This is a genomic window from Pseudomonas sp. BN102 (genome assembly GCF_029871245.1).
Lineage (GTDB): Bacteria > Pseudomonadota > Gammaproteobacteria > Pseudomonadales > Pseudomonadaceae > Metapseudomonas.
In genome coordinates this window covers 247347-265502 of record NZ_SSON01000078.1, presented here as the reverse complement: position 1 = coordinate 265502, position 18156 = coordinate 247347, and the positions used below count along the sequence as shown (strand labels likewise).

Here is an 18156-nt window from a genome sequence, read left to right as displayed (position 1 = left end):
CGCCCTTGGCGAATGAATTCGCCCCTACAGGGAGAGGGCGGCGGAGGTCCTTCAATCCATCACGTCCTGCAGCACTTCGTAGATGATCCCGGTGGCCACTGCCACCAGGATCAGGTTGGTACCAGCGCGGACCCAGTCGTAGCCTTCGTAGTGGGGCAGGCGGTTGACCAGGCGGCCGTCGAGTTTCTTGGCGATTCCCGGCGGCAGCGGCTTGCCACGCGCCAGGTTCTTCTGGATGCCCGGCGGCAGGGCGTCGGCGTTGCCCCAGTATTCGCGGTTGTCGTCGAGGACGATGCGGATGCCCCCGATATCCAGCTGCGGGCCGCTCCCGGACCAGTTGCTGCCCTGGCCACCCTGGTTACTGGCGTTGCCGTGCTGGGCAGAGTTGCCATGGCCCTTGTTCTTGCCGGGGTCGGCCAGAAGGGCCGGGGAGCCGGCGACGAGGGCGAGGCTGGTGAATGCTGCGATGAGGGTACGGGTTCTGGTCATGTCCTTGGCCTCCGTGAGGGACGGTTTTCCCCTGCTGATGGACTGCGAAAAGCGGGGGGAGCGCGGCAACTATCGCAGAAAAAAAGCAGTTCAGAGGGGATCGAAACATGACCGCGTTCAAAATCTGTCGAACCAGGCGTCGTCGGGATCGCCCGCTCGTCTCCCGGACGTGAACCTGCGCCTGCGGCGAGAGTCTCACGGCTAACCGTGAAACAAGCCTCTGGAGGCTCCAAATTGATCAATAAGAAAACCCTGTTGGCCGTGGCCACCTGTGCGATGGTCTTCGCGGCCGGCACCGTCCTTCCGGGCGGTGCGTCCCTGGTCGACTCCGCCTATGCCCGCGGCAACGGCGGTGGCGGTGGCGGTGGCGGCGGTGGTGGTGCCGGTGGCGGTGGTGGCCATGGTGGTGGTCACGGTGGCGGCCACGGTGGCGGCTTTGGCGGTGGTGTCGGCGGTGGCCATGCCGGCAGTCACGATGGCAAGGGCCATGGTTATGGCCGTGACGGCGACCATACCGGCAGGGGCAACAGCTACGGCCAGGACGCCGACCACACCGGCAAAGCCACCCGCAATGGCGAGAACAAGGGCAACCGCTACGGTAGCCTGCGCAATGACGACAAGGGTCATGGGACCGCCACCTCCGCTGTCGCCCGCGACAAGGACAGCCGTGGCCTGGCCAACGCCCGCGCCGTTTCCGAGACGACGCCCGGTGATCACAACGCCCGCGGCCGCTCCCAGGCCGAATCTTCCTCGACCAAGAACGACAGCAAGAACGACCGCTAGAAACGACTGGGGGCAACCATCTGGTTGCCCCCACTCACCTCAACGCGCTGCCAGCAACACCCCACGGCATTCGCCGAAGCCGATGCTGGGGTAGCCCTCCCGCTGGCAACGGGCGCGCAAGACCACTTCATCCCCGTCTTCCAGGAAGGTGCGCTGTTCGCCGCTGGGCAGGCTGATCGCCTGCTTGCCGCCGAAAGTGCTCTCCAGCAGGCTGCCGAAGGCGTCCGGTTGCGGCCCGGAGAGGGTGCCGGAGCCGAACAGGTCGCCAGGTTGCAGCTTGCAGCCGCCAACGCTGTGGTGGGCGACCATCTGGGCCACGGTCCAGTACATGTTCAGGGTGTTGCTCAGCGCCAGGCGGTACGGCGGCAGGCCCTGCTCGCGCATAGCGGCGGTGAGCAGCAGCACTTCCAGTTCGATGTCGAAGGCGCCCTTGGCCTGGTCGGCCTCGTCGAGCAGATAGGGCAGGGGCTGCGGGTCGCCTTCCGGGCGTGCCGGTTGGGCGCTGCGGAAGGGCTCCAGGGCTTCGGCGGTGATCACCCAGGGCGATACCGTGGTGCCGAAGTTCTTCGCCAGGAAGGGGCCTAGTGGCTGGTATTCCCAGGCCTGCACGTCACGCGCGGACCAATCGTTGAGCAGGCAGTAGCCGGCGATGTGCTGCTGGGCGCCGGCGATGGCGATGGACTCGCCCATCTCGTTGCCCTGGCCGATCCAGATGCCCAGTTCCAGTTCGTAGTCCAGGCGCTTGCTGGGGCCGAAGCTCGGCACTTCCTGACCCGGGGGCATGGTCTGGCCCAGCGGGCGGCGCACCGGGGTGCCTGAGACGCAGACGGTGGAGGCGCGGCCGTGGTAGCCGATGGGCACGTGCTTGTAGTTGGGCAGCAAGGGGTTGTCCGGGCGGAACAGGCGGCCGACGTTGTTGGCGTGGTGGATGCCCACATAGAAGTCGGTGTAGTCGCCGACATGCGCCGGCAGGTGCAGCTGGCAAGTGGTCGCGGTCAGCAGCAGGGCCTGGCCCATGGCTTCCAGGCGCTCCTGGGCGGCGCTGCCTTCGGCCAGCAGTTCCTGCAGCTGGGCACGCAGGGCGCGGCGGGCGGAGGCGCCGAGGGCGAAGAAGGCATTCAGGTTGTCGCCACAGGCGGACTGGGCGGCTTCGGCGGCTTCACCACTGAACAGGCCGGCGTCGCTGGCCGCCTTCAGGTCGAAAATGGCGTCGCCGATGGCTACGCCGCCGCGCGGCGAGGCGCCGCTCGGGCTGAAGATGCCCAGCGGCAGGTTCTGCAGGGGGAAGTCGGGGTGGCCGTTGGCGGAGTCGATCCAGCTGCGGCGGTTGTCTATCTGGGTCATGTCAGATCCTGCCCTTGTCGAATGTCTTGGCCATGCCGGCCCAGCAAGCATCGTAGTCGTTCTGCAGCTGCGGGCACTCCAGCGCGTACTGGCTGGGACGCAGCACCCGGCAGGTCTCGAACATGAAGGCCATGGTGTTGTCGATCTTGTGCGGCTTGAGGTCGGCGGCGATGGCGGCGGTGGTGGTGGCGTTGTCCGGCCCGTGGGCGCTCATGCAGTTGTGCAGCGAGGCACCGCCGGGGGCGAAGCCTTCGGCCTTGGCGTCGTAGGCGCCCTGGAGCAGGCCCATGAACTCGTTCATCAGGTTGCGGTGGAACCACGGCGGACGGAAGGTGTTCTCGCCCACCATCCAGCGCGGCGGGAAGATCACGAAGTCGACGTTGGCCTGGCCGTGGGTGTCGCTGGGCGAGGTGAGCACGGTGAAGATGGACGGGTCCGGGTGGTCGTAGCTCACGGTGCCAATGGTGTTGAAGCGGCGCAGGTCGTACTTGTAGGGCACGTTGTTGCCGTGCCAGGCGACCACGTCCAGGGGCGAGTGGTCCAGCTCGGTGGCCCAGAGTTCGCCGAGGAACTTCTGCACCAGCTCTACGTTTTCATCCAGGTCCTCGTAATGGGCCACCGGCGCGAGGAAGTCACGTGGGTTGGCCAGGCCATTGCTGCCGATGGGCCCGAGGTCGGGCAGGCGCAGGGCGGCGCCGTGGTTCTCGCAGATGTAGCCGCGGGCGCTGGCGTCCAGCAGCTCGACGCGGAACTTCATGCCGCGCGGGATCACCGCGATCTCCAGCGGCTCCACCTCCAGCAGGCCCAGTTCGGTGGCGATGCGCAGGCGGCCTTGCTCGGGAACGATCAGCAGTTCGCCGTCGGCATTGAAGAACACCCGTTGCATCGACGCGTTGGCACGGAACAGATGCACGCTGACGCCCGAGGCCTGCTCGGCGTCGGTGGTGGCGGCGATGGTCACCAGGCCGTCGATGAAGTCGGTGCGCTCGGCGGGGATGTCGTGCGGGTTCCAGCGCAGGCGGTTGGGCGTGACCGGACCCAGGCGATTACCGGCGATCTGGCGCTCCAGGCGCTGGTACGTCGGATGATTGGCCGAGGGCTTGATGCGGTACATCCAGGTGCGCCGGGCTTCGCTGCGCGGCACGGTAAAGGCGGTACCGGAGAGCAGTTCGGTGTAGAGGCCGTAGGGCACTTGCTGCGGGGAGTTCCGCCCGACGGGCAGGGCGCCCGGCAGCGCCTCGCTGCTGAACTCGTTATCGAAACCGGACTGGTAGTGGAGCGGTGTAGGGGAGACCATGGCGACCTCTCTGTTTTTGTAATTTGATTACGCATAACGTAATTTGAAAGCCCCAAAGGGTCAAGCTATAACAGCGCCCTCCCTCTCCAACCAAGGCCAGCACATGACGAGCGAAAACGACAACGCGGGCGCACCCCGGCGACAGAAGGTGCAGGCTGCGGAAGTGGGCACCGACATCCTCAAGGGATTGGCGGAGCTCGCGCCGGCCACCTCGCTGTCGAAGCTGGCCGAACACGTCGGCATGCCGGCGAGCAAGGTGCACCGTTACCTGCAGGCGCTGATCGCCAGCGGTTTCGCCGAGCAGGACGCCACCACCAACCATTACGGCCTGGGCCGCGAGGCGCTGCTGGTGGGCCTGGCCGCGATCGGCCGGCTAGATGTGGTGAAAGTCTCCATGCCGCATCTGGTGGAGCTGCGCGACACGCTGAACGAAACCTGTTTCCTCGCCGTCTGGGGCAACAAGGGACCGACCGTGGTCCATGTGGAGCAGGCTCTGCGCGCGGTGACCCTGGTGACCCAGGTGGGCTCGGTGCTGCCGCTTTTGGGCTCGTCCACGGGCCTGGTGTTCAACACTTACTTGCCCGAGGCCGAGACCGCCTTCCTGCGCGACGAGGAGCTGGCGTTGCCGGATGCGCCCGGCGCCGCCGAACTCCAGGAGCAGATGGCGCAGATCCGCGCCACCGGCCTGCACCCGGTGCACGGCCTGCTGATGCCGGGAGTGAACGCCCTGTCGGCGCCCTTGTTTGCCACTGGCGACAAGCTGGCCGGGGTCATCACCGTGGTCGGCGCCGCCAGCGTGTTCCGCGCCGATACCCAGGGCTCGGCCGCCGAACGCCTGCACCAGGCGGCTGAAGCCATCAGCTTGCGGATGGGGGGACGGCAGCCGGAGTAGGGGCGTACGCGCCCGCAAGGGCTGCGGCGATGCGCTATTGCGCAACGCCACCAAACAGCTGGCTGCATTCCCTGGCGTCGCCGCTTTCAAAGCCCAGCGTGAACCAGTGCGTGCGCGCCTGGACGCTGCCCAGGGTGAGCGGGTCGGGCATAGGGGGCTGGCCTTGGCGTCCGGCGCGTTCCTCGCTCAGCGCGGCAACCGCCTTCAGCGCCTTCTCCACATCCTGGGGCTTCAACCACGGATACTTGCGCTGGGCATAGCTGGCCCAACTGCCCACCAGGCAGTCAGCCAGCAGCTCCTGGGCTTCTTCCACGCTCCGGGGGCCTTCCGCCATCTCTCCACGCTCGCCGTACTCCTTGATCCAGGCAGTGGTTCCCAACAGGTTCTGCACATGGTGGGCGGCTTCGTGGGCCACCACGTAGGTGCGAGCGAAGTCGCTCACCTCCGGGGCGCGTTTGCGCAATTCGTCCAGGTAGGTGAGATCGAGGTAGATGCGCTTCTCGTCAGCGCAGTAGAAGGGCCCGCTGACGGCTCCCGATTGCTTGCAGGCTGCCTCGATCCGACCTTCGTAGAGTTCCAGCCGGGGTTTCCTGTAGACGTAGTCACCACGGGCAAGGAACTCGCCCCAGATATCCTCGACGCTACCCATCACCAGGGCGATCAGTTCCCGGGTGTCTTCAGGCGCGCTCGCCGCGGCCGGCACCGGCGCCGCGGCGACGGGGTCCGGGGACGCGGTGACCTGTTCCGGAAACGCGGGCGGAGCGGGCTTCAGTCGATCGAACAGGTGCGCCGGACCGAAGGCCAGGTAGAGCGCCACGCCGACCACCGCCACGATGATCAGCACCCAGGCCAGTCCGCGCAGCAAGCGGAGCAGCAGGCCCTTGCGGGGTGTCGGGGCAACGGCTTTTGCGGGCATGGTGGCGGGCTCCGGAACGTGTCGAACTTCAGTGTTGTACCTTCCCTGCCGCTTCGCCACCGGCATCGCGATGGTGCCGGGTCATGCCGCGCGAGTGAGATACCTGTCACATGATGGCAACCTGGCACTGCTTGAATGCCCGGCACCCATCAGTCGCCGGAGTACCTATCATGGCAGCCGAAAGCAGTCTGGCTCGCCTGCTCAACGCCGTGGAGCCGCTGGCCCCGGACATGAGCATCAGTGATGTCGCCGATCGCCTGCTGACCCCTGAACACAAGGTTTTCCTCTCCCTGCCGGTAGTGGACGAGCAAGGCCTGCCGCTGGGGCTGGTCAGTCGCTATGCGTTGCAGGACATCTTCATGCAGCGCTTTGGTCGCGACCTCTGGGGCCGCCGCCCGGTGGCCGACGTGATGAACCCGGCGCCGCTCACGGTCGCCCTGGCATCCGGCCTGGAACTGGCGGCCAAACAGGTGACCGGGCAACTGCAGTACCCCATTACCGAAGATTTCATCCTGGTGGACGAGCAGGGACGCTACCTGGGGCTGGGGACAGTGCTCGACCTGCTGAAGGCCATGGAGCTGCGCATCGCCCAGCGCAACCGGGTGCTGCGCAAGGCCCTGGTGGACCTGAAGGAATCCCAGGTCCAGCTGGTGCAATCGGAAAAGATGGCCTCCCTCGGCCAGATGGTCGCGGGCGTCGCCCATGAGCTGAACACGCCGCTGGGATATGTGAAGAACAATGTCCAGCTGATGGACGAGCTGAGCGCGCCGCTTTTCGCCCTGGCCGAGAGCCAGGCCGCCCTGGCCGCTTGCCTGGACGACTCGACCTGCGACGAGCAGCGCCTGGCCGATGCCCTGGAGCGCGCCGCGGCCATGCGTGCGGAGGCCGCTCCCGAGCTGCTGGCGGGCGACCTGCGCCAGCTGTTCGACGACACCCTCTACGGCCTGGGCCAGATCGCCGAGCTGGTTTCCGGGCTCAAGGACTTCGCCCGCCTGGACCGCGCCATGAGCGAGGAAGTGGACCTCAACGACTGCATCCGCAGCGCCCTGCTGATCGCCCGCAACCATATCAAGGACAAGGCCGAGGTGATCCAGTCGCTCGGCGAGTTGCCGCGCATCGCCTGCGCGCCCTCGCAGATCAATCAGGTGCTGCTCAACCTCTTCACCAACGCCGCCCAGGCGATGGATGGGCCGGGGCGCATCCAGGTGAAGAGCTGGGCCGACGCCGCCAGCCTGTTCATCTCCGTGCAGGACAGCGGCCGCGGCATGCCGCCCGAGGTCCGGCAACGCATCTTCGATCCCTTCTTCACCACCAAGCCGGTGGGCGAGGGCACGGGGCTGGGGCTGTCCATCAGCTACAAGATCATTCGCGACCACGGCGGCAGCATCCGCGTGGCCTCGGAACCGGGGCGCGGAACGCGCTTCCTCATCAGCCTGCCGCGCAGTCAGGCAGCCGAACTGAAACGGAGCGCCTGAGCCCATGACCACTCCCGTCCGCATCCTCTTCGTCGATGACGAGGAACGCATCCTGCGCAGCCTGGCGCTGCAGTTCCGCCGCCAGTACGAGGTGATCACCGAGAGCGACCCGCTGCGGGCGCTGGAGCGCCTGAAGCAGGAGTCGGTGCAGATCATCGTCAGCGACCAGCGCATGCCGGGCATGAGCGGCGCCGAACTGCTGGCGCGCTCGCGGGAGATCGCCCCGGAATGCCTGCGCATCCTGCTCACCGGCTATTCCGACCTGGACGCCGCGGTGGAGGCCTTGAACAGCGGCGGCATCTTCCGCTACCTGACCAAACCCTGGGACCCGCAGGAGATGGCCTTCACCCTGCGCCAGGCGGCGGAAATCGCCGCGCGCCAGACCGCCGCGCCGGTCACCGCGGCCACCAGCGAACTGGCCGCGCCGCTCTCCCTGCTGTTGCTGGACGACGACCTGGAAACCCTGCATTGCGTCCAGGCCTTCTGCCAGGCCGGCGGCCACCGCCTGCTGCGCGCCCACAGCCTGAGCGAGGCGCTGGTGACCCTGAACCTGGAACCGGTGGACCTGCTGGTCAGCGACTTGCGGATCGGCAGTGATGACACGGCACCGCTGCTCAAATCCCTGGCCCAGGCCCATCCGCGCCTGCTCAGCCTGGTGGTGACGCCCTTCCGCGACACCCAGGCCCTGCTCAAGCTGATCAACGAGGCGCAGATCTTCCGTTACCTGCCCAAGCCGATCCGCCGCGGCCTGTTCGAGAAGGGCCTCAAGGCGGCAGCCGAACAGGCTTTCCTCTGGCGTGCCCAGCCGTTGGAGAGCGTGCCGCGCATCGCCGAGGTGCCGAAAGAGGCCGGCGAGAGCCAGCGGGTCGGCAGCCTGCTGGGGATGCTGGCGCGGTTGCGGGAAAGGGTGATTGCCTGAGGCCTGGTCCCCTGCACACGGGGTGGCACGGACATTCACCTAGGGTGCGCTATGCGCATCGGAACCCCCGCGCCGGGGTCATGGTGCGCACGGCGCACCCTACGCATCGGGTAGCGGCACCGCTCGCGGCAACTTCAGCTCGGCACAGAGGCCGCCGCCTTCACGGTTCTGAAGCGTGATCGTGCCGCCCAGGCGGTTGGCGATCATCTGCACGATGGCCAGGCCCAGGCCGGCGCCCCCGGGGTTGTCCTGGCTGTAGAAACGCTCGAAGAGGCGCTCCAGCCTGGCTTCGTCTATCCCCGGGCCGCGGTCTTCGACGCGCAGCACCAGGTACTCGCGGCCATCGCTGTCCAGGCTGACCTTCACTTCGCCCTCGGGTGGGGAAAAGTTCGCTGCGTTGGTCACCAGGTTCTGCAGCGCGATGCCGATGGCGGCAGCATCGCTGGTGGTGTGGAAGTCGCCCTCGGCCACTTCCAGGGCCAGCTCAAGGCTCTTGTCCAGCAGCAGCGGGGTGAGTTCGGCGAGGTGTTCGCGGACCAGGGACTCCAGGTCCAGCCGCTGCCATTTCTGTCGTGCCAGTTCCGGTTCCATCCGGGCCATGGTCAGCAATTGGTGCACCACCCGGGTCAGCCGGTCGACGCCCAGGGTGAGAAAGCCCAGGGCTTCGGCGCGGGATTCGTCGCTGGTGGCCTCCAGGGCGTTCTGCGCGTGGAGCCGCAGCACCGCCAGCGGGGTGCGCATTTCGTGGGCGGCGTCGCCGATGAAGCGGCGCTCGCGTTGGAGCAGCTGTTCGATCTGCGCCAGCAGGCGGTTGATCGCGGCTTGCATGGGTTCCAGCTCCTTGGGCAGCGGCTCTATCTGCAGGGGCGCCAGGGCGTCGGCATGGCGGCTGCGGATCACCCGGGCCATGTTCTGCAGCGGCAGCAGGCCCCAACCGATGGCCAGCCAGACCAGGGTGGCGAGGATGAGTATCCCCACCAGGTTCGGCCAGAGGGTGTGGCGGACGATGCGCTGCACCAGGTCCTGGCGCACGTCGTCGCGTTCGCCGACCCATATCAGCAGGCCCTGGCTGCTGTCCGGCAGGGTGAAGCCGCGCCAGTCGTGGCCGTCCAGCTGGATGTTGTGGAAACCGGTGCGTTGCGGCGCGTGGTCGAAGGGCGGGGCGCTGGGCGAGCGCACCAGGCTCCGGCCGTTCCTGTCCCACACCTGGAAGGCCAGTTTGCTTTCGTAGGGATGGCCGACCTTGTGCGGCCCGGCGCTGCTCAGGGCTGCGTTGAATGCACGGTAGAGGCCGTCCCGTTCGGTGCTGGCCAGCGGCATGTGCATCACGCCCAACAACAGCCGTGCGTTCTGTGCCAGTTGGGCGTCGTAGATCTCCTCGATTTCATGGCTGCTGTCGCGGTAGTTGAGGTAGACGATGAGCAGGGTTCCGAGCAGCAGCAGGACCATCACCAGCCACAGGGTGCGGCGGCGCAACGAGGTCATGGCCGGCCGTCCACCAGATAGCCGATGCCACGCACGGTGCGGATGAGTTCGCTGGAAAGCTTTTTACGCAGGTGATGGATGTGCACCTCCAGGGTGTTGCTTTCGGCTTCCTCGTCCCAACCGTAGAGGGTCTGCAGCAGGCGTTCGCGGGTCAGTACCTTGCCCGTTTGCGAGAGCAGCTCGTGGAGCAGTTGGTACTCCTTGGGCGTGAGGGCCACCGGGTTGCCCAGGTAGCTGACCTGCTGGTTGACCGGATCGAGGACTACCCCGGCGTGCTCGATCAGCGTCTGTGGTCGGCCCGCGCTGCGTCGCAGGAGGGCACGCAGGCGGGCCTTCAGCTCGTTGAGATCGAAGGGCTTGACCAGGTAGTCGTCCGCGCCTGCATCCAGGCCGAGGATGCGATCCTCGGTGGCGTCGCGGGCGGTGAGCACCAGCACCGGCAAGGTCGAGCCCCCGGCGCGCAGCTGCTGGAGAACCTGGATGCCGTCCATGCGCGGCAGGCCGAGGTCGAGGATCGCCAGGTCGAAATCTTCGTTCTGCAGGGCGTGCAGGGCGCTGGCGCCATCGGTCAGCCAGTCGATGGTGTACCCCTCCTGGCGCAGGCCGCTGCGCATCCCTGCTCCGAGGGCGTTGTCGTCTTCGACGAGTAGGAGTCGCATGGGCGGCCTTAGGGTTTCTGGATTTCCTGCAGTAAAGCATCGATTTCCTGGCGCCGGCCCTGGTCGGCCAGTTCGCGGCCCGGACGTGGGGCGGCCTCCCGCGCCTTGAGCAGCACTGCACGGGCCTCCATTTGCTTTCCTGCGCGATGCAGGTGGTCGCCCCAGAAATACAGGCTGTCGATGCCCCTGGGGTTGATCTGCAAGGCCTTGCGCAGCAGTTTCTCCGCCTCTGCCTCGTCGCCGAAGCTGATGGGCCAGCCGGGCACCCGGTCGTAGAGCGCGCCCAGGCTGGTATAGGCCGAGCCTTGCAGGGCGGTGGGGTCGAGCTGGATGGCGCGCTCCAGGGCGACACGGGCGTCCTTGACCTTGCCCAGGGCGCCCAGTCCGCCTTCGGCACCGGCCCAGCTGCTGGTGACAATGCCATGCCAGATCCAGGCCTCGGCGGCTTGCGGCGCGTCGTGGGTGAAGGCGGCAGTTTGGGCGGCGAGTTTCTCGAACTCAGCGGCGCGTTGTTTCTCCGGAACCTGATACTGGATTTCCGCCCAGCGCTGCTGGATGGCGGCGAGGCGCTGGCTGTCGCCGGCGTCCAGGGCCCAGGCGGGAATGCTGAGGATCAGCAGCAGGCCGAAGGCGCAGATGAGCTTGTTCATCATGGGTGGTCCTTGCGGTGGGAGGCGGCACTGAAGCGACGGATGATCGGCAGCTGCTTGTGCAGGGCGCGGTCTACCAGCCGCGGCAGCATGCCGTTGAGCCGGACGAAGAGCTTTTCCGGCCAGCCGAGGTAGAGCTCGCGAAGGTCTTTCTCGATGGCCGCGATCACGGCCCCGGCCACCTGCTCGGGCTCGTCCACACCCACCTTGAGCTCTGCGTTGAGGGCCATGGCCGCCTGGCTGTTCATACCGGTGCGGGTGGCGCGCGGGGCGACGTAGAGGACATTCACCGGGGTGTCCGCCAGCTCCCGACGCAGGGCCTCGGAGAAACCGCGCAGGGCAAACTTGCTGGCGCAGTAGACGGTGTATCCGGGGTAGCCGATGGAGCCGTAGGTGGAGCCGACATTGACCACCAGACCATGGCTCTGCTGGCGCAGCAGCGGCAGCAGCGTGCGGGTCAGTTGCAGGGTGGCGGTGACGTTGAGGGCGAGCATGTCCTCTATCTGGCCCTCGTCCACCTGTTCGAGCATGGCGAAGCGGTTCACCCCGGCGGCATTCACCAGCAGGTTGACGCCGCCCATGTCGCGTGCGGCGTCCAGCACCCGCTGGCGGTCCTGGGCCTGGCGCAGGTCGGCACCGATCCAGGCGAGCTGCTGTGGATAGCGTCGCAGAAGCGCGGCCAGGGTCGCCCGCGTACGGCTCACCACCAGCACGTGGGCACCGCGGGCGCAAAGCTGTTCGGCCAGGGCCAGGCCAATGCCGCCGCTGGCGCCGGTGAGCAGGGCACGACAGTCAGAGAGGCGCATGTTGCACCTCACCGGCACGGGGCAGTCCGCGGAACATCTCGGCATAGAGCTGGTAGACCACCTTGGCGGCGTGGAGGACGGCCTGACGGTCGTCCTCGTCGTCCAACTGGTTCATCAACTGGCGGTAAGTGGCCATGTGGCCCTGGTCCAGGGCGCCATGGGAGGACAGGTAGCTGAAGGCGCCAGCCGGCAGCTGCAGAGTCTCGCGGATGGCACCGGCAGCCTGGGTGGCCAGGGCGATGCTGGTGCCCTCCAGCACATTGACCATGCCGAACAGTCCCACTGGGTTGCCGCGGGCGATCAGGTCGTAGAGGTAGGCCACCATCAGCTCGATGGGTAGCGAGGGGCGGCTGAGGCTGACGGCTTCGGGGTCGCCGCCACAGGCGGCTATATCGTCGAGTATCCAGCGCTCGTGGCCGTACTCTTCCTCGATGTATTCGCAGACCGCGCCGCGCAGCCATTCCAGGCGCGGGGGCAGGCGCGCGCCGCAGGCCATCATCAGCGGCACGGTATGCCGAACATGGTGGTAAGCCTGGCCGAGGAAGGCGCGGTAGCCCTCCAGGCTGACCTGGCCAGCCAGGGCCTCGCGTATCACCGGGACGCTGAACAGTGCTTCCCGTTCGCTGGCGGTGGCGGCTTGCAACTGGTCGAAGAAATTCATGGTTCTACCTCGTGTTCGAGTTCGAGCAGGGTGCTGTGGTAACGCGCGAGGATGGCCTCGCGGCGCGGGCGACCGTTGGCGGTGAGCAGGCCATCGGCCGTGCTGAAGGGGACTTCCAGGCGGCGCCAGGCCCGGACCCGGGCGTAGTCCGGGAGGTCGACATTGGCACTGGCGACGGCATCGGCCAGCGCCTGGTCCGTGCAGGCCGGGTCCAGCGGCCAGAGCAGGGCGAGATTGCCTGGCAGCCCCTCGCCATGGACGAAGGCCTGAGCGATCGTGCCGCGCTGGGTCAGCTCGGCCTCGACCCAGTCCGGGTTCACATTGCGCCCGAAGCTGGTGATGAACTGGTGCTTTTTGCGGCCCCGGAGGTGGAGGTAGCCATCGGCATCGAACTCGCCAAGGTCGCCGGTCGGCCACCATGGCCCGGTGAAGGGCGGCTCGCCCAGATAGCCGAGCAGGACCGGGCCGCTGACCAGCACTTCACCATCCTCGGCCAGGCGCACCCGCACATGGGGCAGGGGCTGGCCGACACTGCCGGGGCGATTGGCGCCCGGCCGGTTGAGGCAGACCACGGACGCGCATTCGGAAAGTCCGTAGCCCTCGAACACCGGCAGCCCGACCCTTGCCGCACGAGCCAGCAGTTCCGGCGACACGCGCGCACCGCCCACGGCGACGAAGCGGAACTGCCCGGGGCCCAGGTGCCCGCGCTCGATGGCGGTGACCAGGCCGAGCAGCAGCTGCGGTACCAGGATCAGGCTCTGGGCGCCACTGAGGACGACGCTGGCCAGCAGCTTCGGCCAGTCCACCCCGCTGGCGCCCTGGATACCCAGCTGGCGCTGGGGCAGCAGAGTGACGCAGGCTCCGGCCAGCAAGGCGGCATAGGTCCCGAGGTTCTCCAGCAGCACCGCCAGCGGCAGCACGGCCAGGTAATGCGCAGGTGCGCTGGGGCGGCTGGCGGCTTCCAGTTCGCCGGCCACCTGCAACAGGGACTCGGCACTCAGGCAGACGCCCTTGGGCTGTGCGGTAGTGCCGGAGGTGTAGGTGACCTTGGCGGTACCTGCCGGCAGGGTGGTGCCGCCATTGACGGTCCTGCGCCAGAAATGGCCATCGGCCTGGAAGCCCGCGGTCTCCAGTTCGGCTGAGAACCCGCTGTCGGCCACTGCCAGGTTGACGCGACATTGCGCCAGGCAATGAGCGCGCTGTTGCGGGCTGAAGAACGGCGGAAGCGGTAGGCAGGGGCGTCCGGCGAGAAGGGCGGCCAGGTCCCAGAGCAGGGCGTCGGGGCCGTTCTCCAAACCAAGGGCGAGCACGCCATCGGGTTCGCCACGCAGCACGGCTTCGCGACGCTCCACTTCGTCGAGCAGTTGGGCGTAGGTGTGGCAGCGGGTGTCGCCACGCAGGGCCAGGGGTTGCGGCAGACGGCCGGCGTGCTGGCGGAGGATGGCGCGCAGGCCCTCAGGCTGCATCGTGGGCCACCCTGTCTGCCTCAGGAAAACCCAGCCGGTCTATGACTCCGTTGTGTTGCAACTGTTCGAAGCCGAAGCGGATGCTGCCGCTGAATACCTGCGGCTTCTGTTCGTAGTAGGTGCCCCATTGCTGTTGGGCATCCCCCAGCCGGCCAGGGTCGGCATCGCCGAGCAGCAAGGGTTCCAGGCCCAGGCGTCGAAAGCTGTTGATCAGTGTTGGCGCTCCGGTGAACACCACCCAGTCCAGGCCCCGCAGGTACAGCAGCCAGGTGACTGCGACGATGATCAACCGGGCATTGCCGGAGTTGATCGAGGCCAGGTTGCCCACTTCGACTATCTGGTCCCGCGCCACCGGGCGTGCGGCCAGTTGGGCGATCATGGTTTCGGCCGGTGCCTCGAGGTACTGCTCAAGGAACAGCTGACTCTGGCTGGCCATGCGCAGTCCGGCCACGGCGCTGAGCGCGCCATGGTGGTTACGCATGGAGAGCAGCTCGGGCATGAACTGGCGGATGTCGGCACCGTGGACGCTGAGGAAGCGCCGGTGGACGAAGGCCTCGGCCTGGCTGCGCCCTGGATCGCTCGCCAGCAGCAGGGACAGGTAGTGTTGCTGCGATTTGTGGCCGAAACGGAATGGGAACAGGGCGTTCCACTCGGTGCTGTTCATCGGTGCCCTCCAGGCGGGAAGCGTATGGAGAGCAGTATCCGGGGGAAGTCTTAAGGGACCCTGAAGACGGACAGCGCGGCTGTCGCCTAGCGGTCACGCCAGCGCCACGGCATTGTCATCCGGAGGGGGCATTCTGAATTCAGGAACAGAAAGGGCACAGGACGTGCCAGGGTGCAAATTGAAGCTGCCGGCGATGGCAGCTTTTTTTTGCCTGGGCGCTCCTGGAGCGCTCATTGACCGTGTTGGCGTCGTCGCCTCTGTCCGGCGAGGACGCCAACCTGGAGGGGGTCACTCGTCGGCTTCGGACGTGGCTGCTGCGGGAAGGGGGGACTGGGGCTGGCTCTTCGCAGCGCTTTTCTTCCAGGTCTCCTTGGGTTTCATGCCGGTGGTCCCGGTGGGAATCTGCTGGATTTCGCCACCATTGGTGAGGAACGACTCCACCTGTAATTCGAGAACTGACCTGGATTTATCGATCAACGGGTTGGACATGGCTCTTTCCTTTGCGGGGCGCACTTCAATACTTCGGTTGCCCTGAACTTGATATTTGCTTCCAGAACTCGCCGAGTATGCTCGTTTTCTGAGCATAAATCTCGTTACCTGACCAGAGGGGCGTGGCGAAATCCCGGCACGTACTTCGGAGTTCCTCATCAGGTCGTCACCGAATCCTGCCTGTTCGATCGGCACCCTTTCCCCGGTAATTTGTGGAAGTCGCCGTGCAAATCGGAATTTCGAATAGGCCGGCAATGGAAAAGGCCGCTGGAATTCAGATAGGCACATGCGTTGAGTCGCAACGATGGCAGGCTGCTGAAAGTCCGCGTCGCAACTAACGAAAACTTGTCGGATACAGGGGCAAAGGCAGTTCGAATATCAAGGATCCGAACTGCCGCCCGTGCCTCAGAGCTTGTAGCCGATCTGCCGCAGCAGGCCCTTGCGCCAGGCGATGTCTTCCTCGCCTTCCGCCCCTTTCGGCGGGAAGCCATCCACCACCCCGAGCACACCACGGCCCTGGCCGGTTTCGGCGAGTATTACCTCGGTGGGATTGGCCGTGGCGCAGAAGATCCGGCAGACCTCCGGCACCAGCTTGAGGCTGTTGAGCACATTGACCGGGTAGAAACCTTCGCCGAGGAAGACGATGAAACTATGACCGGCGGCAATCGCGAGGGCGTTGCGGCGGGCGAGTTCGAGCAGGGCGTCGTCGGTGCCGGAGCAGCGCACCAGGCACTTGCCCGAGGCCTCGCAGAAGGCCAGCCCGAAGCGGATACCGGGCACCGCGCCGACCAGGGCTTCGTGGATGTCTTCCACGGACTTGATGAAGTGGGTCTGGCCGAAGATGAAGTTGATGTCGTCCGGCTTGTCGATGGTCACGCTGACGAGTTGCATGTGAAGCGCCTCCAACCCCCATGGAAAGCATAGTCAGGAGTCCGGGGCTTCCGTAGGGTGCACCGTGCGCACCGGCTATCTTGCGCGGTAGTTTCGGTGCGCGCAGCGCACCCTACCCGATGTCGACGGCAGACAAAGAAAAACCCGGCGGAAGCCGGGTCTTTCCTGGACGATCGCGCCTTATTCGTCGGTGCTGAGCACGCCACGACGAATCTGATCACGTTCGATGGACTCGAACAGGGCCTTGAAGTTGCCCTCGCCGAAGCCGTCATCGCCCTTGCGCTGGATGAACTCGAAGAACACCGGGCCCATCAGGGTTTCCGAGAAGATCTGCAGCAGCAGGCGCCTGTTGCCGCCTTCGGTGGTGCCATCCAGCAGGATGCCACGGGCCTTCAGTTCCTCTTCCGGCTCGCCGTGGTCCGGCAGGCGGCCCTGGAGCATCTCGTAGTAGGTTTCCGGCGGCGCAGTCATGAAGCGCATGCCACGAGCCTTCAGGTCATCCCAGGTCTTGAGCAGGTCGTCGGTGAAGAACGCCACGTGCTGGATGCCTTCGCCGTTGAACTGCATCAGGAACTCTTCGATCTGCCCCGAGCCCTTGGAGGATTCCTCGTTCAGCGGGATGCGGATCATGCCGTCCGGCGCGGTCATGGCCTTGGAGGTCAGGCCGGTGTACTCGCCCTTGATGTCGAAGTAGCGGATCTCGCGGAAGTTGAACAGCTTCTCGTAGAAGTCCGCCCAGTAGGCCATGCGGCCGCGGTACACGTTGTGGGTCAGGTGGTCGATGATCTTCAGGCCGGCCCCCTGCGGGTTGCGGTCCACGCCTTCGATGAACTCGAAGTCGATGTCATAGATCGAGGAGCCTTCGCCAAAGCGGTCGATCAGGTACAGCGGAGCGCCGCCGATACCCTTGATCGCCGGCAGGCGCAGTTCCATCGGGCCGGTGGGGATCTCGATGGGCTGGGCGCCCAGTTCCAGGGCGCGGGCGTAGGCCTGGTGGGCGTTCTTCACGCGGAAGGCCATGCCGCAGACGGACGGGCCGTGCTCGGCGGCGAAGTAGGCGGCCTGGCTCTTGGGCTCGTTGTTGAGGATCAGGTTGATCTCGCCCTGGCGATACAGGTGAACGTCCTTGGAGCGGTGGGTGGCGACCTTGGTGAAGCCCATCATGGCGAAGATGGGTTCCAGGGTATTCGGGGTGGGGGAAGCGAATTCGATGAATTCAAAGCCCATCAGGCCCATTGGGTTTTCGAAGATGTCAGCCATTTTTTTGCACCTCAAGCATGTAGTGGAAGTTATAGGTCAATGCGAGGTGGCAACGGGCGGCGCGCAGGAAATGCCGCGCACGCTGCGGGCGAGGTGGTCGCCAATGGTGACCTTGAATCCGAGGCTCTGCATATGGGGTTGCCTCAGGCCGGTTTGTCGGCTTGCTGGTCGGGGTGTGCCTGGATGAACGCCGGATGCTGCAGGGCGAGGCGTTCGACCCGGGCGATCTTCGGATAGTGTGACAGGTCCAGTTCGAAGCGGCGGGCGGCGTAGACCTGCGGTAGCAGGTAGACGTCGGCCAGGCCCGGCTCGCCGAAGCAGAAACCTTCATCGCCTATCAAGGCTTCGACAGCGTCGAAGCCCTCGGCGATCCAGTGACGAATCCAGCCCATCACCTCCGCTTCGCCGATCTCCAGGCCGCGCAGGCGGTTGAGCACGGCGACATTGTGCAGCGGGTGGATGTCGCAGCCGATGATGGCGGCCACCGCGCGCTGGCGGGCGCGTTCCTCGAGGCCCTGGGGCAGGAGGGCGGGCTGGGGATAACGTTCTTCGAGGTATTCGATGATGGCGGGGGACTGGGTCAGCACCTGGCCTTCGTCGGTACGCAGGCTGGGCACGCGGCCCTGGGGATTGATCGCCTTGTAGTCGGGCTTGTGCTGCTGGCCTCCGTCCTGGATCAGGTTCACCGGAATCTGCCGAGCTTCCAGCCCCTTCAGCGCCAGGGCGATGCGCACCCGGTAGGAGGAGGTGGAGCGGTAATAGGTGTAGAGGTCCATAAAAGCACTCACGCAGGCGGCAGGCGGTCCGGGAACCCGGTAGCCGGCATTGTTATTTTCGTAATCAATTTACACTTTGCGTAATTTGGGCGTTTGGGGCGGGGCTGTCAAGCGTTGGGGCGGGGAGAGGGTGGAGCGGCGGGGATTCTTGCAGGGGGATAACCTGTGGGGGCGAATTCATTCGCTAAGGGCCGCGCAGCGGCCGCCATGGAAGCATCGCAGGGCAGACCTGCG

General features: G+C 66.2%; 19 protein-coding genes. 4 read left to right on the top strand and 15 right to left on the bottom strand.

Annotated elements, in window-relative coordinates:
* Positions 1-51: 51 nt before the first annotated feature.
* On the bottom strand, positions 52-489 hold the full coding sequence (locus tag E8F12_RS27190) for an anti-virulence regulator CigR family protein (protein WP_280328321.1): 438 nt from the start codon (positions 487-489) through the stop codon (positions 52-54).
* A 234-nt stretch (positions 490-723) separates the two neighbouring features.
* Here E8F12_RS27190 and E8F12_RS27185 point away from each other — a divergent pair, with 234 nt between their 5' ends.
* Positions 724-1272 carry a hypothetical protein gene (locus E8F12_RS27185; protein ID WP_280328320.1) on the top strand — a complete coding sequence of 183 codons (549 nt, stop codon included), beginning with the start codon at positions 724-726 and terminating at the stop codon, positions 1270-1272.
* 39 nt (positions 1273-1311) lie between these two features.
* Here E8F12_RS27185 and fahA read toward each other — a convergent pair whose 3' ends face one another.
* A complete protein-coding gene (gene fahA / locus E8F12_RS27180; RefSeq protein ID WP_280328319.1) occupies positions 1312-2616 on the bottom strand; it encodes a fumarylacetoacetase in 1305 nt (434 codons plus the stop codon).
* A gap of 1 nt (position 2617) precedes the next feature.
* Positions 2618-3913, bottom strand: a complete 1296-nt coding sequence (hmgA, locus tag E8F12_RS27175) for a homogentisate 1,2-dioxygenase (protein WP_280328318.1) — start codon at positions 3911-3913, stop codon at positions 2618-2620.
* Positions 3914-4016: 103 nt separating this feature from the next.
* Here hmgA and E8F12_RS27170 point away from each other — a divergent pair, with 103 nt between their 5' ends.
* Entirely contained in the window at positions 4017-4805 is a 789-nt protein-coding gene (locus tag E8F12_RS27170) for an IclR family transcriptional regulator (protein WP_280328317.1), read from the top strand.
* 34 nt (positions 4806-4839) lie between these two features.
* On the opposite strand, the gene E8F12_RS27165 is transcribed toward E8F12_RS27170, so the two are convergent.
* Complete coding sequence (locus tag E8F12_RS27165) at positions 4840-5721, bottom strand: neutral zinc metallopeptidase (RefSeq protein ID WP_280328316.1); 882 nt, start codon at positions 5719-5721, stop codon at positions 4840-4842.
* 230 nt (positions 5722-5951) lie between these two features.
* On the opposite strand from E8F12_RS27165, the gene E8F12_RS27160 reads away from it, so the two are divergent.
* The gene (locus E8F12_RS27160) at positions 5952-7196 is read left to right on the top strand and encodes an ATP-binding protein (RefSeq protein WP_348532438.1); all 1245 of its coding nucleotides are present in this window, start codon (positions 5952-5954) and stop codon (positions 7194-7196) included.
* 4 nt (positions 7197-7200) lie between these two features.
* A complete protein-coding gene (locus E8F12_RS27155) occupies positions 7201-8115 on the top strand; it encodes a response regulator (RefSeq protein WP_280328314.1) in 915 nt (304 codons plus the stop codon).
* Between the two features lie 99 nt (positions 8116-8214).
* On the opposite strand, the gene E8F12_RS27150 is transcribed toward E8F12_RS27155, so the two are convergent.
* From E8F12_RS27150 to maiA, 11 genes are all read right to left on the bottom strand, one after another.
* Positions 8215-9600, bottom strand: coding sequence for an ATP-binding protein (locus E8F12_RS27150; RefSeq protein WP_280328313.1), 1386 nt, complete (start codon positions 9598-9600; stop codon positions 8215-8217).
* Complete coding sequence (locus E8F12_RS27145; protein ID WP_280328312.1) at positions 9597-10259, bottom strand: response regulator transcription factor; 663 nt, start codon at positions 10257-10259, stop codon at positions 9597-9599. Before E8F12_RS27145 ends, E8F12_RS27150 begins: the two co-directional genes overlap by 4 nt.
* 8 nt (positions 10260-10267) lie before the next feature.
* The gene (locus E8F12_RS27140) at positions 10268-10912 is read right to left on the bottom strand and encodes a hypothetical protein (RefSeq protein ID WP_280328311.1); all 645 of its coding nucleotides are present in this window, start codon (positions 10910-10912) and stop codon (positions 10268-10270) included.
* A complete protein-coding gene (locus E8F12_RS27135) occupies positions 10909-11715 on the bottom strand; it encodes an SDR family oxidoreductase (protein ID WP_280328310.1) in 807 nt (268 codons plus the stop codon). The genes E8F12_RS27140 and E8F12_RS27135 overlap by 4 nt, the downstream gene beginning before the upstream one ends.
* Complete coding sequence (locus E8F12_RS27130) at positions 11702-12376, bottom strand: iron-containing redox enzyme family protein (RefSeq protein WP_280328309.1); 675 nt, start codon at positions 12374-12376, stop codon at positions 11702-11704. Before E8F12_RS27130 ends, E8F12_RS27135 begins: the two co-directional genes overlap by 14 nt.
* Positions 12373-13842, bottom strand: a complete 1470-nt coding sequence (locus E8F12_RS27125; RefSeq protein WP_280328308.1) for an AMP-binding protein — start codon at positions 13840-13842, stop codon at positions 12373-12375. Before E8F12_RS27125 ends, E8F12_RS27130 begins: the two co-directional genes overlap by 4 nt.
* Positions 13832-14506 (bottom strand): thermostable hemolysin, encoded by a 675-nt coding sequence (locus E8F12_RS27120; RefSeq protein WP_280328307.1) that lies wholly within the window; start codon positions 14504-14506, stop codon positions 13832-13834. Before E8F12_RS27120 ends, E8F12_RS27125 begins: the two co-directional genes overlap by 11 nt.
* A gap of 288 nt (positions 14507-14794) precedes the next feature.
* The gene (locus tag E8F12_RS27115) at positions 14795-14995 is read right to left on the bottom strand and encodes a hypothetical protein (protein ID WP_280328306.1); all 201 of its coding nucleotides are present in this window, start codon (positions 14993-14995) and stop codon (positions 14795-14797) included.
* A 405-nt stretch (positions 14996-15400) separates the two neighbouring features.
* The gene (locus E8F12_RS27110; protein WP_280328305.1) at positions 15401-15886 is read right to left on the bottom strand and encodes an adenosine-specific kinase; all 486 of its coding nucleotides are present in this window, start codon (positions 15884-15886) and stop codon (positions 15401-15403) included.
* Positions 15887-16066: 180 nt separating this feature from the next.
* The gene (gene hppD, locus E8F12_RS27105) at positions 16067-17146 is read right to left on the bottom strand and encodes a 4-hydroxyphenylpyruvate dioxygenase (protein ID WP_280328304.1); all 1080 of its coding nucleotides are present in this window, start codon (positions 17144-17146) and stop codon (positions 16067-16069) included.
* Positions 17147-17289: 143 nt separating this feature from the next.
* Positions 17290-17922, bottom strand: a complete 633-nt coding sequence (maiA, locus tag E8F12_RS27100) for a maleylacetoacetate isomerase (RefSeq protein WP_280328303.1) — start codon at positions 17920-17922, stop codon at positions 17290-17292.
* Between the last annotated feature and the right edge of the window lie 234 nt (positions 17923-18156).

What these genes read in the sequence shown, in the direction of transcription:
- E8F12_RS27190 (WP_280328321.1), bottom strand. Translation starts at nt 489, where the DNA reads ATGACCAGAACCCGTACCCTCATCGCAGCATTCACCAGCCTCGCCCTC.
- fahA (WP_280328319.1), bottom strand. Translation starts at nt 2,616, where the DNA reads ATGACCCAGATAGACAACCGCCGCAGCTGGATCGACTCCGCCAACGGC.
- hmgA (WP_280328318.1), bottom strand. Translation starts at nt 3,913, where the DNA reads ATGGTCTCCCCTACACCGCTCCACTACCAGTCCGGTTTCGATAACGAG.
- E8F12_RS27170 (WP_280328317.1), top strand. Translation starts at nt 4,017, where the DNA reads ATGACGAGCGAAAACGACAACGCGGGCGCACCCCGGCGACAGAAGGTG.
- E8F12_RS27165 (WP_280328316.1), bottom strand. Translation starts at nt 5,721, where the DNA reads ATGCCCGCAAAAGCCGTTGCCCCGACACCCCGCAAGGGCCTGCTGCTC.
- E8F12_RS27160 (WP_348532438.1), top strand. Translation starts at nt 5,952, where the DNA reads ATGAGCATCAGTGATGTCGCCGATCGCCTGCTGACCCCTGAACACAAG.
- E8F12_RS27155 (WP_280328314.1), top strand. Translation starts at nt 7,201, where the DNA reads ATGACCACTCCCGTCCGCATCCTCTTCGTCGATGACGAGGAACGCATC.
- E8F12_RS27150 (WP_280328313.1), bottom strand. Translation starts at nt 9,600, where the DNA reads ATGACCTCGTTGCGCCGCCGCACCCTGTGGCTGGTGATGGTCCTGCTG.
- E8F12_RS27145 (WP_280328312.1), bottom strand. Translation starts at nt 10,259, where the DNA reads ATGCGACTCCTACTCGTCGAAGACGACAACGCCCTCGGAGCAGGGATG.
- E8F12_RS27140 (WP_280328311.1), bottom strand. Translation starts at nt 10,912, where the DNA reads ATGATGAACAAGCTCATCTGCGCCTTCGGCCTGCTGCTGATCCTCAGC.
- E8F12_RS27135 (WP_280328310.1), bottom strand. Translation starts at nt 11,715, where the DNA reads ATGCGCCTCTCTGACTGTCGTGCCCTGCTCACCGGCGCCAGCGGCGGC.
- E8F12_RS27130 (WP_280328309.1), bottom strand. Translation starts at nt 12,376, where the DNA reads ATGAATTTCTTCGACCAGTTGCAAGCCGCCACCGCCAGCGAACGGGAA.
- E8F12_RS27125 (WP_280328308.1), bottom strand. Translation starts at nt 13,842, where the DNA reads ATGCAGCCTGAGGGCCTGCGCGCCATCCTCCGCCAGCACGCCGGCCGT.
- E8F12_RS27120 (WP_280328307.1), bottom strand. Translation starts at nt 14,506, where the DNA reads ATGAACAGCACCGAGTGGAACGCCCTGTTCCCATTCCGTTTCGGCCAC.
- E8F12_RS27115 (WP_280328306.1), bottom strand. Translation starts at nt 14,995, where the DNA reads ATGTCCAACCCGTTGATCGATAAATCCAGGTCAGTTCTCGAATTACAG.
- E8F12_RS27110 (WP_280328305.1), bottom strand. Translation starts at nt 15,886, where the DNA reads ATGCAACTCGTCAGCGTGACCATCGACAAGCCGGACGACATCAACTTC.
- hppD (WP_280328304.1), bottom strand. Translation starts at nt 17,146, where the DNA reads ATGGCTGACATCTTCGAAAACCCAATGGGCCTGATGGGCTTTGAATTC.
- maiA (WP_280328303.1), bottom strand. Translation starts at nt 17,922, where the DNA reads ATGGACCTCTACACCTATTACCGCTCCACCTCCTCCTACCGGGTGCGC.